General features: G+C 72.5%; 13 protein-coding genes and 1 pseudogene. 9 read left to right on the top strand and 5 right to left on the bottom strand.

Features of this window, described 5'->3' with window-relative positions:
• Nucleotides 1-87 precede the first annotated feature (87 nt).
• Nucleotides 88-1,527, top strand: a complete 1,440-nt coding sequence (locus tag E0F75_RS25595; protein WP_229312922.1) for an amino acid permease — start codon at nucleotides 88-90, stop codon at nucleotides 1,525-1,527.
• Here the strand turns inward: E0F75_RS25595 and E0F75_RS25600 are convergent.
• Nucleotides 1,481-2,005 carry an ATP-binding protein gene (locus E0F75_RS25600; protein ID WP_229312935.1) on the bottom strand — a complete coding sequence of 175 codons (525 nt, stop codon included), beginning with the start codon at nucleotides 2,003-2,005 and terminating at the stop codon, nucleotides 1,481-1,483. The two genes, E0F75_RS25595 and E0F75_RS25600, sit on opposite strands and share 47 nt — an antisense overlap.
• A 247-nt stretch (nucleotides 2,006-2,252) precedes the next feature.
• On the opposite strand from E0F75_RS25600, the gene E0F75_RS25605 reads away from it, so the two are divergent.
• The 3 genes from E0F75_RS25605 to E0F75_RS25615 all read left to right on the top strand — a co-directional run bounded on the left by E0F75_RS25605 (nucleotide 2,253) and on the right by E0F75_RS25615 (nucleotide 5,983).
• Nucleotides 2,253-3,080 carry an enoyl-CoA hydratase family protein gene (locus E0F75_RS25605; protein WP_229312937.1) on the top strand — a complete coding sequence of 276 codons (828 nt, stop codon included), beginning with the start codon at nucleotides 2,253-2,255 and terminating at the stop codon, nucleotides 3,078-3,080.
• Nucleotides 3,065-5,401 (top strand): bifunctional salicylyl-CoA 5-hydroxylase/oxidoreductase, encoded by a 2,337-nt coding sequence (locus E0F75_RS25610; RefSeq protein WP_229312946.1) that lies wholly within the window; start codon nucleotides 3,065-3,067, stop codon nucleotides 5,399-5,401. The genes E0F75_RS25605 and E0F75_RS25610 overlap by 16 nt, the downstream gene beginning before the upstream one ends.
• Before the next feature lie 93 nt (nucleotides 5,402-5,494).
• Complete coding sequence (locus E0F75_RS25615; protein WP_229312948.1) at nucleotides 5,495-5,983, top strand: DUF1772 domain-containing protein; 489 nt, start codon at nucleotides 5,495-5,497, stop codon at nucleotides 5,981-5,983.
• Here the strand turns inward: E0F75_RS25615 and E0F75_RS25620 are convergent.
• Both E0F75_RS25620 and E0F75_RS25625 read right to left on the bottom strand, forming a co-directional pair.
• A complete protein-coding gene (locus E0F75_RS25620; protein WP_229312950.1) occupies nucleotides 5,980-6,879 on the bottom strand; it encodes a PaaX family transcriptional regulator C-terminal domain-containing protein in 900 nt (299 codons plus the stop codon). The genes E0F75_RS25615 and E0F75_RS25620 overlap by 4 nt on opposite strands.
• Before the next feature lie 146 nt (nucleotides 6,880-7,025).
• Nucleotides 7,026-8,648, bottom strand: a complete 1,623-nt coding sequence (locus E0F75_RS25625; RefSeq protein ID WP_229312953.1) for an AMP-binding protein — start codon at nucleotides 8,646-8,648, stop codon at nucleotides 7,026-7,028.
• 222 nt (nucleotides 8,649-8,870) lie between these two features.
• Between E0F75_RS25625 and E0F75_RS25630 the strand changes: the two genes are divergently transcribed.
• From E0F75_RS25630 to E0F75_RS25640, 3 genes are all read left to right on the top strand, one after another.
• Entirely contained in the window at nucleotides 8,871-10,025 is a 1,155-nt protein-coding gene (locus tag E0F75_RS25630; protein ID WP_229312956.1) for an acyl-CoA dehydrogenase family protein, read from the top strand.
• Nucleotides 10,022-10,435: a RidA family protein gene (locus E0F75_RS25635; protein WP_229312958.1), complete on the top strand. Its 414-nt coding sequence runs from the start codon at nucleotides 10,022-10,024 to the stop codon at nucleotides 10,433-10,435. Before E0F75_RS25630 ends, E0F75_RS25635 begins: the two co-directional genes overlap by 4 nt.
• 119 nt (nucleotides 10,436-10,554) lie before the next feature.
• Nucleotides 10,555-12,111, top strand: coding sequence for an MFS transporter (locus tag E0F75_RS25640; protein ID WP_229312960.1), 1,557 nt, complete (start codon nucleotides 10,555-10,557; stop codon nucleotides 12,109-12,111).
• 48 nt (nucleotides 12,112-12,159) lie between these two features.
• Here E0F75_RS25640 and E0F75_RS40455 read toward each other — a convergent pair whose 3' ends face one another.
• A complete protein-coding gene (locus E0F75_RS40455) occupies nucleotides 12,160-12,915 on the bottom strand; it encodes an Lrp/AsnC ligand binding domain-containing protein (protein ID WP_229312962.1) in 756 nt (251 codons plus the stop codon).
• Here E0F75_RS40455 and E0F75_RS40460 point away from each other — a divergent pair.
• Together E0F75_RS40460 and E0F75_RS25655 are read left to right on the top strand one after the other, a co-directional pair.
• A pseudogene (locus E0F75_RS40460) lies at nucleotides 12,891-13,595 on the top strand (MFS transporter); the annotation flags it as partial. The gene E0F75_RS40455 and the pseudogene E0F75_RS40460 overlap by 25 nt on opposite strands.
• 148 nt (nucleotides 13,596-13,743) lie before the next feature.
• The gene (locus tag E0F75_RS25655; protein ID WP_229313317.1) at nucleotides 13,744-14,817 is read left to right on the top strand and encodes an amidohydrolase; all 1,074 of its coding nucleotides are present in this window, start codon (nucleotides 13,744-13,746) and stop codon (nucleotides 14,815-14,817) included.
• Between the two features lie 129 nt (nucleotides 14,818-14,946).
• Here the strand turns inward: E0F75_RS25655 and E0F75_RS25660 are convergent, their stop codons facing one another.
• A complete protein-coding gene (locus E0F75_RS25660) occupies nucleotides 14,947-16,671 on the bottom strand; it encodes a TIGR04141 family sporadically distributed protein (protein WP_229312966.1) in 1,725 nt (574 codons plus the stop codon).
• Nucleotides 16,672-16,695: the final 24 nt, after the last annotated feature.

Here is a 16,695-nt window from a genome sequence, read left to right on the forward strand (position 1 = left end):
GCGGTTTACGATCGCACCTTTACAGGGGGTTCGGGCGTGCATGCCTGGACCCCCTGACGCGTGCCCATGAGAGATGAGAACCACCGCATGACCCCGTCCGTCTCGCGGATCAAGACCCCGCAGCAGCTCCTCGCCGAATCCGGCGCCGACCTCGAAGGCCACGGCCTCAAGCGCACCATGGGCCTCTTCCAGCTCGTGTGCTTCGGCGTCGGCGCGATCGTCGGCACCGGCATCTTCGTCGGGCTCTCCGACAGCGTCGCCGAGGCGGGCCCCGCGGTGGTGATCTCCTTCGTCCTCGCCGCGATCACCTGCGTCTTCACCGCCTTCTCCTTCGCGGAGCTGGGCGGCGCGATCCCGGTCTCGGGCTCCTCGTACTCCTTCGCGTACGCGAGCCTCGGCGAGCGGGCCGCCTTCCTCGTCGGCTGGTGCCTGCTCCTGGAGTACGGAGTCTCGGTCTCCGCGGTCGCCGTCGGCTGGAGCCAGTACCTCAACGAACTGCTCGAAAGCCTCACCGGCTGGCAGCTCCCGGCCGCGCTCTCCGCCGGACCCGGCGAGGGCGGGGTGGTCAACGTGCCCGCCGTGGTCGTGATCGCGCTCGCCGCCACCCTGCTGGTGCGCGGGGTCCGGGAGAGCGCGCGGGCCACCGCCGCCATGGCGATCCTCAAGATCGGGATCCTGATCGTCTTCTGTGCCGTCGGCTTCTCGGCCTTCCAGGCGGGCCACCTCTCGCCCTTCGCCGAGCACGGCATGGGCGGGATCACCGCGGGCGCCTCGGTGGCCTTCTTCTCGTACATCGGCTTCGACGCGATCACCACGGCCGGCGAGGAGGTCAAGAACCCGCGCCGGAACATCCCGATCGCGATCCTCATCTGCATCGGGCTCGTCACGCTGCTCTACTGTGCCGTCGCGCTCTCCGCGATCGGGGCCCTCGGCGCCGACGCCGTGGCCGGTCAGCCGGCCGCGCTCTCGCTGGTCGTCGACCAGGTCACCGGATCGTCGGTCGGCGGCGGGATCATCGCGTTCGGCGCGGTCGTCGCCATCGCGTCCGTCGTCCTCGCGGTGATGTACGGGCAGACCCGCATCCTGATGTCGATGTCCCGGGACGGTCTCGTGCCCCGTGTCTTCGAGCGGGTCTCGCCGAAGTCCGCCACTCCGGTGGCCAACACGTGGATCGTGGCCGCGGTCTTCGCCGTACCGGCGGCGTTCGCCTCGCTCGACGTGGTCGTCAACCTGACCACCATCGGCACGCTCGCGGTCATGGCGGTCGTCAACCTCGCGGTGATGGTGCTGCGGCGCCGGAATCCCGAGCTGCCGCGCTCGTTCCGGGTGCCGCTCTTCCCCCTGAGCCCGATCCTCGGCATCGGGTTCTGTCTCTACCTGATCTGGGGCACGGGCTGGACGACCTGGCTGCAGTTCGCCGGATTCCTGGTCGTCGGGACGCTGGTGTACGCCGTCTACGGGCGCCGCCGCTCGCGTCTGGTCACTGCTCCGAGCGAGGGCGCTGCGCCGGTATCCCCGGCAGAGTGAACCAGACCGCCTTGCCCTGCGCGGTGGGGCGGTGGCCGCAGTCGCTGCTGAGGGCCCGGATGAGGAGCAGACCCCGGCCGTGCTCCTGCCAGGGGTCCACCTCTCCCGGCTCGGGGCAGACGAGCTCGCCCGCGCGGGCGGGCTCGGAGTCGTGGACCTCGATCTGACAGCCGCCGGGCGTGGCGAGCAGCTCGACGACCAGCTCGATGGGGCCGAGGCCTGCGGTGTGCTCGACGGCGTTGGCGACGAGCTCGGCGGTGAGCAGCTCCGCGGTGTCGCTGTCGGGGTGGCCGCCGGTCGCGGGGTCGAGGTCGGTGAGAGCGGTACGGATCAGGGCGCGGGCGATCGGCACGGCGGCGGTGGTGTGGGGCAGCCGGACGCGCCAGGAGGCGGTGGGCCCGTGTGCGGTGGGTCCGTATGCGGTGGGTCCCGTCGGTCCGGCGGGTGGGCCGGCTGCGGGTCCGGTGGCTTCGGGCATGGGGCAGGCTCCCTTCACCGAGTGGGGGGTGGGCGAGTGGGGTGGAGGCATCCCGAGACGTCCTGGTTTCAACCTTACGAGGTGCAAATCGATTCTCCAGAGGCGCCCCTCCCTGATCGGTAGGGACTTCCGTCACCAGCTGCCGAGGACCTTCTGCGGGGCGCCCTCATCCCTCCCTTATCGCGTACTCGTGACGACGGTCACAGTAGAGTGATACCCTCCGAACGGAGGAAGGAGGCCGTTCCGGATGAGCCCCTTTACCGGCTCCACGCCCCGCACGGCACGCTGGCACCATCTGCGCGTCGACATCGACCGGGGTGTCGCCACCGTCACGCTGGCCCGCCCCGCGAAACTCAACGCCCTCACCTTCGGCGCCTACGCCGACCTGCGCGACCTCCTCGCCGAGCTCTCCCGCGAGCGGTCCGTCCGCGCGCTCGTCCTGGACGGCGAGGGCCGCGGCTTCTGCTCCGGCGGCGACGTCGACGAGATCATCGGCGCCACGCTCGCGCTCGACACCGCCCAGCTCCTCGACTTCAACCGGATGACCGGCCAGGTCGTCCGGGCGCTCCGCGAGTGCCCCTTCCCGGTCGTCGCCGCCCTCCACGGCGTCGCGGCGGGCGCCGGGGCCGTCCTCGCCCTCGCCGCCGACTTCCGGATCGCCGACCCCACGACCCGCTTCGCGTTCCTCTTCACCCGGGTCGGACTCTCCGGCGGCGACATGGGCGCGGCGTATCTGCTGCCCCGGGTCGTCGGCCTCGGACACGCCACCCGGCTCCTCATGCTGGGCGAGCCCGTCCTGGCCCCCGAGGCCGAGCGCATCGGCCTGCTCTCCGAGCTCACCGAGGAGGGCGGGGCGGGGGAGCGGGCCGCCGAGCTCGCCCGCCGCCTGGCCGACGGCCCGGCACTGGCCCTCGCCCAGACGAAGGCGCTGCTCACCTCGGAACTCGACATGCCGCTGGCCGCCTCGATCGAACTGGACGCGGCCACCCAGGCCCTCCTGATGAACGGCGAGGACTACGCCGAGTTCCACGCCGCCTTCACGGAGAAACGCCCCCCGAAATGGCGGGGGTGCTGACGATGCCGCCCCCGGGGCGGGACCCGGGCCCCGACCCCCGTCGCGCCCCCGCCCCCGCCCCCGCCCCCGCCCCCGCCTTCTCCCGTATCGCCGTCGTCGGTGGCGGACCCGGCGGGCTCTACGCCGCCGCGCTCCTCAAGCGGCTCGACCCCGCCCGTGAGGTCACCGTCTGGGAGCGGAACGCCCCCTCCGACACCTTCGGCTTCGGCGTCGTCCTCTCCGACGAGACCCTCGGCGGCATCCGGGACGCCGACCCCGTCGTCTACGAGGCACTCGGCCGCGACCTGGTCCGCTGGGACGACATCGACGTCGTCCACCGGGGCCACCGCACCACCTCCACCGGCCACGGCTTCGCCGCCCTCGGCCGCCGCCGGCTCCTGGAGATCCTGCACACCCGCTGCACCGACCTGGGCGTACGGCTCCGCTTCCGCACCGAGGCCCCGCCCGCCGAGGTCCTCGCCGCCGGCCACGACCTGGTCGTCGCCGCCGACGGCGTCCACAGCCGCACCCGCGAGGCCCACGCCGCCCACTTCCGCCCCCGGATCACCACCCACCGCTGTCGCTACATCTGGCTCGCCGCGGACTTCGCCTTCGACGCCTTCCGCTTCGAGACCGCCGAGACCGAGTACGGCGTGATGCAGCTGCACGCCTACCCCTACGAGGCCGGCGCCTCCACCGCCATCGTCGAGATGCGCGAGGAGGTCTGGCGGGCCGCCGGTTTCGACGAACTCGACGAGGCGGAGTCCACCGTCCGCTGCGCGAAGATCTTCGCCGAGGCGCTCGGCGGCCGGGAACTGCGCTCCCACCGCTCCGCCTGGACCGCCTTCCGTACCGTCGTCAACGAGCGCTGGTCGTACGGCACCACCGTGCTCATCGGCGACGCCGCCCACACCGCGCACTTCTCCATCGGCTCCGGCACCAAACTTGCCGTCGAGGACGCCCTGGCCCTGGCCCACAGCCTCCGCGACCACCCCACCCCCGCCGAGGCCCTCGCCGCCTACGAGGCCGAGCGCCGGCCCGTCGTCGAGTCCACCCAGCGCGCGGCCACCGCCAGCCTCCAGTGGTTCGAGGAGCTCGCGGGGCACGTCGACCGGCCGCCCCGCCGGTTCGCCTTCGACCTGCTCACCCGCAGCCGCCGCGTCACCCACGCCAACCTGCGGCTCCGCGACCCGGCCTTCACCGCCACCGTCGAGCGCGACTTCGGCTGCCCGCCCGGCACCCCGCCGATGTTCACGCCCTTCCGGCTCCGGGGACTGACCCTGCGCAACCGGATCGTCGTCTCCCCGATGGACATGTACGTCGCCGAGGACGGCGTCCCCGGCGACTTCCACCTCGTCCACCTGGGGTCCAGGGCCCTCGGCGGCCCCGGACTCGTCATGACCGAGATGGTCTGCGTGAGCCCGGAGGGCCGGATCACCCCCGGCTGCACCGGTCTGTGGACCGACGAACAGGCCGCCGCCTGGGGCCGGATCACGGCCTTCGTCCATGCGCAGGCACCCGGCACCGCGATCGGCGTCCAGCTCGGCCACTCCGGCCGCAAGGGCTCCACCCGGCGCATGTGGGAGGGCATCGACCAGCCCCTGCCCGAGGGCAACTGGCCGCTCGTCGCCGCCTCGCCCCTCCCGTACCGCCCCGGCGTCAACCAGACCCCGCGCGCCCTCGACCGCGCCGGACTCACCGCCGTACGCGAGGAGTTCACCGCCGCCGCCCGCCGCGCCGCGCACGCCGGCTTCGACCTCCTCGAACTGCACTGCGCCCACGGCTACCTGCTCTCCGGCTTCCTCTCCCCGCTCACCAACCACCGCACCGACGGCTACGGCGGCGACCTGGCCGGCCGGCTCCGCTTCCCGCTCGAAGTCTTCGACGCCGTACGGGAGGTGTGGCCGGAGGACCGCCCCATGACCGTCCGCATCTCCGCCACCGACTGGGCCGAGGGCGGGACGACCGACGAGGACGCGGTCGCCGTCGCCCGCGCCTTCAGGGAGCACGGCGCCGACGCGATCGACGTCTCCACCGGCCAGGTCGTTTCCGACGAGACCCCCGCCTACGGCCGCTCGTACCAGACCCCGTACGCCGACCGGATCCGCAACGCGACCGGCGTCCCCGTGATCGCGGTCGGCGCGATCTCCTCCTGGGACGACGTCAACTCCCTGCTCCTGGCCGGCCGCGCCGATCTGTGCGCACTCGCCCGCCCGCACCTCTACGACCCGAACTGGACCCTGCACGCCGCCGCCGAACAGGACTACGAGGGCCCGGCCGCCCCCTGGCCGGCCCCGTACCGCGCGGGCAACCGCCCACCCCCGACCGGCCGTCGGGGCTGACGGGCGCCCCAGCGGGTGTCCGTGGACGCCCGCGTATGCGGGGGCGACGCGCAAGCATGGTCCGCGCACCGCCCCCTGCACTTGAATGGGGACATGACAGAGCAGCGGGGTGGGAAGGGTGCCGGGGCGGTCCTCGGCGCGGCGACGGTGGCGACCGGACTGGTCGCGGGGGTGTGGTTCGCGTACGTGTGCTCGGTGATGCCGGCACTGGCAAGGAGCGACGACCGGGTCTATGTCGAAGTGATGCGGAACATCAACGAGGTGATCCAGAACCCGCTCTTCTTCACCCCGTTCTTCGGCGCGACGATCCTCGCGGCGGTGGCCGCCTGGCAGCACCGCGCCACCCGGGCGCGGATCTGGACGCTCGCCGCACTCGTCCTCTCCGTGGCGGTCTTCCTGGTCACCTCGGCGGCGAACGTACCCCTCAACGACGCGCTCGCCGCGGCCAAGGACCCCACGGCCGCCCGGGCGGCCTTCGAAGGGCCCTGGGTGGCGTGGAACCTGGTCCGCGCGATCCTGACCACGGTGGGCTTCGCCTGCCTGCTCCGGGCCCTGGCGGTACGGTCCCGGCCCCGGGACTAGTTCCCGGACCCGGCCCCGTTCGCGGGCCCGGACACGTACGGGCGGACGAACTCCGCGCCGCGGTCCCGCAGCAGCTCGTGCAGGGCCGCGAAGACCTCCGCCGAGCGCCGGCCCGGCCAGTCGTCGGGCAGGAGCTCGGCCGGGAGCACCGGGTCCGCGTAGGGCAGGCGGCGCCAGGAGTCCAGGGCGAGCAGATAGTCACGGTAGGCCTCCTCGGCGCCTCCCGGGGCTTCCGCGCCCGCCGGGTTCTCGCCGCCCGCCGGCGCCTCCGCGCCCGCCCGGGCCGTCCGCCAGGCCCGCAGCACCGGTTCGTGGGCCGCCAGGAACTCCTCGTGGAGCCGGGCGATGGCCGGCAGGTCCCACCAGCGGGCCACCGCCCCGGCCGTCGCCGCGTACCCCAGGTGGTCGCCCCGGAAGAGGTCCACGTACGGGGAGAGCTCCAGGCGCTCCAGGGCGTTCCGGGTCTCCTCGTACAGCCGCGCGGGTGCGATCCAGACGCCGGGCGCCGCCGTGCCGAAGCCCAGGCGGGCGAGCCGGGAGCGCAGCAGGTGCCGCTTGTGCCGCTCGGCCTCCGGCACCGAGAAGACGGCCAGGACCCAGCCCTCGGAGAGCTTGGGTTCGGTACGGGCGTAGATCCGGCGGTCGCCGTCGTCCAGGAGCCTGCGGGCGTCGTCCGAGAGGGCGTATCCGGCGGCCCCGTCGGCCGTCCGGCCCGGCAGCAGCAGTCCGCGCCGCTTCAGCCGCGACACCGAGGAGCGCACCGAGGGCGCGTCGACCCCGAGGACCGCGAGCAGCCGGATGAGCGCGGCCACCGGCATCGGCGACCCGTCGGGCGCACGGCCGTACGCGCCGTAGAGGGAGACGATCAGGGATCGGGGGGTGTGCTGCTCGGCCACGTGATCACTTTAGAGGGTGGTGCGCCGGTCGGGCCGGGTCGGGCGGGGCCGGGTGGGGGAGCCGGGCCGGGGGAGTCCGGGACGGGCGGGGGAGTCCGGGCGGGACGGCCGGGGCCGGCCGGCCGCCACCGGGGTCGGGACGGCCGTCACGCCGGGGCGCGCAGCCGGAACCGCTGGAGCTTTCCCGTGGGGGTGCGCGGCAGCGCGTCCAGGAAGACGATCTCGCGGGGCGACTTGTAGGGGGCGAGCCTGGCGCGGACGAAGGCCCGCAGCGCGGCGGCGGTGCCCGCGTCGCGCGGCACCCCGTCCCGTACCACCGTGTAGGCGACGACGACCTGACCGCGCAGCTCGTCGGGGCGGCCCACGACCGCCGTCTCCACCACGTCGGGGTGGTCGAGGAGCACCTCCTCGACCTGGGGTCCCGCGATGTTGTACCCGGCCGAGATGATCATGTCGTCGGCGCGTGAGACGTAGCGGAAGTAGCCGTCGGGCTCGCGGACGTACGTGTCGCCCGTGACGTTCCAGCCCTCCCGTACGTACTCCGTCTGGCGGGGATCGGCCAGATAGCGGCAGCCGACCGGGCCGCGCACCGCGAGCAGCCCCTCCTCGCCGTCCGGGACGTCCTTGCCCGCGTGGTCGACGATCCTGGCCTGCCAGCCGGGGACGGGGCGGCCCGTGGCGCCGGGGCGGATGTCGCCGTCGGAGGCGGAGATGAAGATGTGCAGGAGTTCGGTGGCGCCGATGCCGTTGATCAGGCGCAGACCGGTGCGCGCGTACCAGGCCTTCCAGGTGGTCTCCGGCAGGTTCTCCCCGGCCGACACACAGCGCCGCAGGGAGCCCAGATCGGGGGCCGTGCCCTGGGTGAGCTCGTCGAGCATGACCCGGTAGGCCGTCGGGGCGGTGAAGAGCACCGAGACCCGGTGCCGCTCGATCGCGGCGAGCAGCTGTTTGGGTCCGGCCTGTTCGAGGAGGACCGCGCTCGCCCCGGCCCGCAGGGGGAAGACGACGAGCGCGCCGAGGCCGAACGTGAAGGCGAGCGGCGGCGAACCGGCGAAGACGTCGTCGGGCAGCGGGCGCAGGACGTGCGCGGAGAAGGTGTCGGCGATGGCCAGGACGTCCCGGTGGAAGTGGACGCAGCCCTTGGGCCGCCCGGTCGTGCCGGAGGTGAAGGCGATGAGGGCCACGTCGTCGGCGGCCGTCTCCACCGCCGTGTACGGGCCGGGGCGGCGGGCCGCGAGGGCGATCAGGTCGTCCGGGCCGTCCCCGCCGAAGGGGGTGACGCGGAGCCCCGGTATCCGGGCCGCGAGGAGCTCGTCGAGGGTGTGGACGTCGCAGAGGGCGTGGGTGCAGCGGGCCGCGTCGGCCATCGTGGCCAGCTCGGGGGCGCGCTGCTGGGCGAGGACGGTGACGGCGACCGCGCCGGCCTTCATCACGGCGAGCCAGCAGGCGGCGAGCCACGGGGTGGTGGGGCCGCGCAGGAGGACCCGGTTGCCGGGCCGGACCCGCAGGTCGGAGGTGAGGACATGGGCGATGCGGTCCACCCGGTCCTGGAGCTCTCCGTAGGTCCAGACGCCGCCGTCGCCGTCGTGGAAGGCGGGCCGGTCGGCGCCGAATCGTTCCGCCGTACCGTCGAGGAGCTCGGCGCCGCAGTTGAGCCGGTCGGGATACACCAGCTCGGGGAGGTCGAAGAGGAGACGCGGCCACCGGTCCGGCGGAGGCAGCCGGTCACGGGCGAAGGTGTCGAGGTGGGCCGAGGGTGTCAGCTCCATGAGTCCGTCCCCCTGTCGTGGTGGGGTCGACCGTCGCTCCACGAGCGTATCGTGTTGGTGACGGCAGTCAACGGTTCGCGACAAGGGTGCTTGCGAGCACCCTGACGAAGGCACCGTACGGCGCGCGGACGCCGTACGGCGCAGGGACGCACGCACCGGGCGGCACAGGCACGCCGCCCGGCGCGGGGACGAAGACGCCCGAGGGCGTCAGAGAGGGCCCACATGCCCGCATTCTCGCTCGATCCGGCACAGACCACCTGGTGTGCGGAGCTCCGCACCCTCGCCGCCGAACGCCTGAAGCCGCTCGCGGACAAGGGCGAACCGGGCCGGGTCAACCGCCCCCTCGTGGCCGCCCTCGGCGAGCTCGGCCTCCTCGCCCGGCTCTTCGACGCGGGCGCCCTCGAACTCTGCCTCCTGCGCGAATCCCTCGCCCGGACCTGCACCGAGGCCGAGACCGCCCTCGCCCTCCAGGGCCTCGGCACCCACCCCGTCGCCGCCTTCGGCACCCCCGCGCAGCGCGCCCGCTGGCTCCCCGAGGCCACCGCGGGACGCGCCGTCGCCGCCTTCGCGCTCTCCGAGCCGGACGCCGGCTCCGACGCCGCCGCACTGGCCCTCGAGGCCCGCCCCGACGGAGCCGGCGGCTGGCGCCTGCACGGCGAGAAGCGCTGGATCTCCAACGCCCCCGAGGCCGACTTCGCCACCGTCTTCGCCCGCACCACCCCGGACGCCGGAGCCCGCGGGGTCACCGCCTTCCTCGTCCCCGCCGACCGGCCAGGACTCGGCGGCGAGGCCCTCGACATGCTCGCCCCGCACGCCCTCGGCACCCTCACCTTCGACGGCGTCCCCGTCGGCCCCGACGACCTGCTCGGCGAACCCGACCGGGGCTTCCGGGTCGCCATGAACACCCTCAACCTCTTCCGGCCCAGCGTCGGGGCCTTCGCCGTCGGGATGGCCCAGGCCGCCCTGGACGCGGCCCTCGCCCACACCGCGGACCGCCCCGCCTTCGGCGGACACCTCGCCGACCTCCAGTCCGTCGCGCACCGGATCGCCGAGATGGCCACCCGAACCGAGGCCGCCCGCCTCCTCGTCTACGCGGCGGCCACCGCGTACGACGACGGCGACCCGGACGTGCCCCGGCGCTCCGCCATGGCGAAACTCCTCGCCACCGAGACCGCCCAGTACGTCGTCGACTCCGCCGTCCAACTCCACGGCGCCCGCGCCCTCCAGCGCGGCCACCTCCTCGAACACCTCTACCGTGAGGTGAGGGCACCCCGTATCTACGAGGGGGCGACCGAGGTCCAGCGCACGATCATCGCCAAGGAGCTGTACGCGTCCCACCGACGGTCCCACTCCCGCCAGGAGGAGCCGACCCCATGAGCCTGCACCGGCACAACCCCGCCGAACTCGCCCCGCCCACCGGCTTCTCCCACGCGGTCACCGCCACCGGCACCCGGCTGGTCTTCCTCGCCGGTCAGACCGCCCTCGACAGCGAGGGCGTCGTCGTGGGGGACACCCTGGCCGAGCAGTTCACCACCGCGCTCGCCAATCTGCTCACCGCCCTGCGCCACGCCGGCGGCACACCGGCCGACCTCGCACGCGTCACCGTCTACACCACCGACGTCGACGACTACCGCGCGCACGCACCCGAACTCGGGGGGATCTGGCGGCGGTTGGCGGGCCGCGACTACCCGGCGATGGCCGTGATCGGAGTCGTACGGCTCTGGGACGAGCAGGCCCGGGTGGAGCTGGACGGCTTCGCGGTCCTGGACGAACCGTCCCCCCATTGATCAACGGGTCACCCGCGATTGATCAACTGGTCACCCGCGTGGGCCGGGCTTAATGTCGAAAGGTGGACTGACCGGCCCACGGACCCGTCAGGTGAGGGCGCGATGCGCCATGAACTGCCATGAGTAGAACCCCCGAGCCGAAGACTCCGACGGCGACCGCCCCCCGCAAGAGCGGCAAGGACGGCAAGGGCATCGCCCTGTTCGTGATCGCCTCGTGTCAGCTGATGGTGGTCCTCGACATCACCATCGTGAACATCGCGCTCCCGCACATCCAGACCGCGCTGGACTTCTCCACCACCAGCCTGTCCTGGGTCGTCAACGCCTACACCCTGACCTTCGGCGGTCTGCTCCTGCTGGGCGGACGCGCCGGCGACATCCTGGGCCGGCGGCGTGTGTTCATCTTCGGCGTGCTGCTCTTCGGACTGGCCTCACTGTTCTGCGGACTCGCCCAGAGCGAGTGGCAACTCCTCGCGGCCCGCGCCCTCCAGGGCGTCGGCGGCGCGATAGCCTCCCCGACCTCGCTCTCCCTGATCACCACGACGTTCGACGAAGGCCCGGAGCGCAACCGGGCCTTCGGCGTCTTCGCCGGCGTCTCGGCCGGCGGCGGCGCGATCGGTCTGGTCGCGGGCGGCATGCTCGTCCAATGGCTCGACTGGCGCTGGATCTTCTTCGTCAACGTGCCGATCGCCCTGCTGATCGCGTTCCTCACCCCGCGCCACGTCAAGGAGTCCGAGCGGCACCCCGGCCACTTCGACCTCACCGGCGCGCTGACCTCGACGCTCGGCATGGTGGCGCTGGTGTACGGATTCATCCGCGCCGCCCAGGAGGGCTGGCGCGACCCGTACACGATCGGCTCGTTCTGTGCCGCGGTGGTGCTCCTGGGCCTGTTCATCCTGATCGAGCGGCGCTCCCAGCAACCCATCACCCCGCTGCACATGTTCGCGGACCGCAACCGGTCGGGCACCTACGCGATCATGCTCTGCCTGGCGGCGGCGATCTTCGGGATGTTCTTCTTCCTGACCTTGTTCGTCCAACAGGTCCTCGGCTTCAGCCCGTTGGACGCCGGGCTCGCCTTCCTGCCCATCAGCGCCATCATCGCGGTCGGCGCCGGATTCACCTCCACCCTGCTGCCCAAGTACGGACCCAAACCGTTCATGGTGGTGGGCTCCATCCTCGCCGCAGCCGGCCTGTCCTGGCTGACACTCACCGACGTCGACTCCACGTATCTGGGAAGCATCCTCGGACCGATCCTCGTCTTCGGCCTCGGCATGGGTCTGATGTTCGTCTCCCTGACCATCATGGCGCTGTCGAACGTCGAACCCCAGGAGTCGGGCGCCGCCTCCGGCCTGCTCAACGCGACGCAACAGGTGGGCGGTTCGCTCGGCCTGTCGATCCTGGTGACGGTCTTCGGCACGGCCAGCCGCAACGAGGCCGACACCCAGGTCCCCGCGTTCCTCGCCCAGGCGGGCCCACTAGAGAAGGCCCAGTTCGCCAGAACCGGCCAGCTGCCACCCCCTTGGGGCGACGAGGTACTCACCTCCGGCGTCTCCGCGGGCTTCGTCACAGCGGCGATCTTCGCCGTGGTCGGCGCGCTGATCGCCATCTTCGTGATCCAGGTCCGCGCCTCCGACATCGAACGCCTCAAGGGCGGGGTGGGACCGGGCGTGGGCGGCTGAGCCACCACGGCCGGACGACCGGCTGTCACTGAGGCCGACCGGCCTCCCCTAGGACCCCGACTCGAACCCGGCGCGCTTGTAGGTACGCATCAGCACGGCGACATCCGCCGACGTGACGCCGTCGAGCGAGCCGAGGACACGAGTGGTGATGTCGTGCAGATCCCGGGTGGAACGGTGGCTCGAGTAGCCGAGGAGGGCGGTCGTGCCGGTCGTGACCACGAGGTGGCGGACGGCCGGCTCCTCGGCCAGGCGGCGGATCGCGGCATCGAGGCGGGCGTGCCCGACGGCCAGCCGGAACCGCGCCTCGACGGGGTAGCCGAGTACCTCCGGCTCCGCGTGCAGCCGCAGGTGGAGCACGTGGGAGGCCATCAACCGGCCCAACCGGCGGCGCGCGGTGGTCTCGCCGACCCGGAGCTCGCGTGCCAGCCGGGTGGTGGACATCCGGGCATCGCGGTGGAGGAGCGCGACCAGGCGCCGGTCGAGCTCGTCCACCACCGGCGGCTCGGGCAGGGGCCGGCCCTCGACGGCGTGGCGACGTACGACGGTGGGCTCGTCGTCGTAGGGGGCCCAGTCGCTAGTGGTGAGGAGTAGCCGCAGCACCACCGAGGAGTGGATGTCGACGACACCGTCGAGCCTCCCGAGCCCCGCGTCGACGAGGGTGAGCAGGGCGTCGTGGTCGGGCACGATCAGCTCGGCGAAGACGTCGAGCGCGCCGGTGGCGACCTCCACGGACCGCGCCTCGGGCCGCCGGGCGAGGGCCAGCGCGGTGTCGTGCACGCGGCCGGGAGCACAGCGGACGGCCACTGTGGGTCCTCGTCGAGCTGCGGACCGCCGAACCGGTGATCGACGTCCGCATGTTCCGGCGCCGCAACGTCGTCACCGTCTCCCTCGTGACCGTCACGTTCACCATCCCGTTGATCGGTCTCCAGGTCGCCAACCCCGTGTTCATGGGCACCGGCCCGGCCGAACACGGCTACGGCCTCGGCCTCGACCTGTTCGCCACCGGCCTCGCCATGCTGCCCAACCTCCTCGCCATCGCGGCGGGAGCCCTGGCCGCGCCCGCCGTCGCCGCCGCGATCTCCGACCGAGTCACCCTGGCCACCGGCTCCCTGCTCATGGCCGCCGGCTACCTCGCCTCCCTGGCCTGGCACGGCTCGATGCCGCTGTTCCTCACCGGCACCGCCGTCGCCGGGCTCGGCATCGGTCTCCTCCAGCACTCCACCCGTACCCTCGCCGTCGAGTCCGTCCCGCACGACCGGACGTCGGTCGGCTCGGGAATCAACGAACTCCTCATCAACGTCGGCGGCTCCGTCGGTGCCGCGATCGTCCTCACCGTCTTTGCCGCCCGCACCCCGGCGGGCGAGACCCTGCCTGAACTCGGCGCCTACACCACCTCCTGGACGATCTGCGCGGTCGTCTCCCTGGCCGGCGCCGCGCTCTCCCTCCTCTACCGCACGTCGAAGGACCGCGAGGCCCGCTCATGACCACCACCGCGACCACCCTCCTCGACCTGCTCCGGGCACGCACCCGCGACGTCGTGACCCGGCGCCGGGACGACGTCCTCGCCCTCAGCCACCAGCTGCACGCCCCGACCCCGAACTCGCCTACGAGGAACACCGCGCCGCCCGCCGGATCACCGACCTCGTCGAGGCCGCCGGCTTCGACGTCACCCGCGGCGTGTGCGACCTGCCGACGGCGTTCACCGCCACCGCGGGCAGCGGCGACCTGGTCATCGGCATCTGCGCCGAGTACGACGCGCTGCCGGGCATCGGCCACGCCTGCGGGCACAACGTCAACGGCGCCGCCTCCGTCACCGCGGCCCTCGCGCTCGCACCGCTGGCCGACGAACTCGGCATCACCGTCCAGTTCCTGGGGACCCCGGCGGAGGAGTCCGGCGGCGGCAAGGTCGACATGCTGCGCGGCGGCGCGTTCGACGACGTCGCTGCCGCGATGATGGTGCACGCCGCGCCCTCGGACTCCGTCGGCATGAGCTCGCTGGCCATCAGCAGCTGGCAGGTCGGCTACACGGGCCGCGCCGCGCACGCCGCGGCCATGCCCGAGCGCGGCGTCAACGCCGCCGACGCGATGATGATCGCGCAGGTCGCCATCGCCGCGTACCGCCAGCAGATGCGGCCCGGAACCGTCGTCTCCGGCTTCGTCACCTCCGGCGGCGAGGCCGCCAACGTCATCCCCGCTCGCACCACTGCCGACTACGACTGCCGCGCCGGCACCAGCGAGGAACTCCGGGAGCTCCAGGCCCGCGTCCGCGCCTGCTTCGAGGCCGGCGCCCTCGCCACCGGCGCCGAACTCGCCCTGCAGCCCGTCGGCAACGACTACGCCGACCTCCGCCAGGACCTCGCCATGGGCCGCAGCTACCTCGCCGCTGCCCGCGCGCTGGGCCGCGACGCCAAGGCCGAGGACCCCTCTATCCGCGGCGGCTCCACCGACATGGGCAACGTCTCGCACCACGTCCCGACCATCCACCCCATGATCGGCTACGACTGCGGCGACACGATCATGCACAACCCCGAGTTCACCCGGTACGGCACGACCCCGCAGGCCGACCGCGCGGTCCTCGACGGCGGCCTCGCGATGGCCTGGACGGCCCTAGACCTGGCCACCACCCCCGACCACCGCACCTCCCTCCTCACCCGCCTGGCGACCCGCGCGCCGTACCGCGACCCGAGCACCCCAGCAGCCTCCTGACACCCCGTGCGAAAGACTCCCTAGCTCATGAAGAGCGAGGGGGCCTCAGGTCTCGTTGGGTCCGGTCAGCTGCCGTCGGGCCTCACCGGGTTCCTCGGACGTGCTCAGATGTCCCGGTCGGTATGACCGTCATCCCGAACCGGCGTCCGGGACGCTCAGCCGGTCACCCCCGCACGGATGCCCGAGGGAAGGCAGGGGAATTGATTCGGTGCCGCCTTCCGGGATGCCGATGACCTCGACAGTCACTCCTCGGGCTGCCAGGGCCTTCGCGGTCTGTGCGATGGTGATCTGGGAGAAGCCGAAGATTGACTCTGGGGTCAGGCTGTCGCGGTTCTTGAGCAGCATGGCAAGGATGATCCGCTTGGGCGTGAAGTCCCTAGGAAGCACCAACTTGCCCTTGCTGAGGCGGGCGACCTTAGCAGTGAACTGCGCACGGACCTGGGCGGACTCCTGGAGGAGTTCCACTGCCACCCTGGCCTGACTGAACAGGTGACTCAGCGGACCGGAACCGCCTGCTCGCTTGACCAGGACCAGCGTCCCGTCGGGCACGAGAAGGTCGCAGATCTCGACCTGGTCCGTGCTCCGGAGGGGATTGGTGATGTTCTTGGTGTCGAGGCAGAGCCAGCCCGGCCGCTCGTCCGCCACCCTGTTGTTGTAGGTGTTCTCGGACTCGCCGTTGTCCCAGGCCGGCAGTGCGACGGAGGGCGAGCGAGGCAGAAGGGCCGCGACGGCGGCCCGGCTCTCCTCCACATAGGCCACTCCGACCTCGTACCACTCGCCGTCCAGTAGGAAGAAGCGTCGGGGACCGAGGGAGACCTCGGCCTCCAGCCATGACAGCGCGTCGGTGACAGCGAGCGTGTCGACTGCCCTCGCCCGTCGGTCCCGGGCCAGGGTGACGGTCCCCTCGCGCAGTACTGCGAGGCGTCGGCCGGACGGCGTCAGTCGGGCCCGTTCCAGTACGTAGCCGAGGTCGAAGCCGTCGGTGTGCCGGGCGTCCGTGCTGTTGATCCGGGTGAGGTACGTGGTGGCCTCTGCGTACGCCTCCTGGTGATCGGAGGGCGCAGCGACGGTGATCCGTTCGTCGGCGGGTAGACCGAGACGTTCGTCCAGTGCCCGTTCGAGGGCCTCGGTGGTCGGGGAGTCGTCGACCGGCACGATGCGATCGACGAACTCCAGCTCCTGGTGAGGGACGTCCTCGCGACAGATGGCGGCGACGGCCCGCAGGTCGGAGATCAGCTCGCCGGGTTCGATCCCTAAGGCGATCTTCAGTCCGCATCCACCCTGGGCACTGACGGCCTTCCCCCGTGAGTAGCGGGAGCGGGTGAGCGGCACCCCGTCGAGGTATCCGCCCAGGCTCCGCACGATGCGCGAGTGGTCGCGGATGCCGAGGAGAGGGACGGGTGCGCCACCGGGAACCAGGGAGATGTCCGTACGCGCCTGCCCGAGCGTCTTCGAGACCGCGCCGCGCACCATGGCGGGATCCATCTGCCGGATGACGAAGGAGAGACCGAAGCGCTTGTCCTTGAGGTGATCGGGGATCAGCCTGTACCCCTGGTCGCAGCCGATGCCGTACACCGTGCCGTCGACGGCGAGGAGAAGTACTGCGGCCGTCCGGCGGACGCTCTCGGTGACCTCGATCCCGGTCGTGCGCGCCATGGGGGCACACCACGAGGCTTCGGTGCTCTCCATCCCGCAGGTGATGTACACGGCGGGAACGCCGATCAGGTCGGGGAAGTGCACGTCCGCTCCGCGCCGGTCAAGCAACGCCGCGTCGAAGACGTCCAGCATGGCCTCCGGCGTGGGAGTGACGCTGCTCAACCGGTAGATGGTGCGCACTTCGGTGCTCGTGGTCATGGTGGGTCTCCGTGAAACAAGGGC

Origin of the sequence: Streptomyces sp. CB02980 (assembly GCF_014451325.2) — a bacterium.
Taxonomy (GTDB): Bacteria; Actinomycetota; Actinomycetes; order Streptomycetales; family Streptomycetaceae; genus Streptomyces.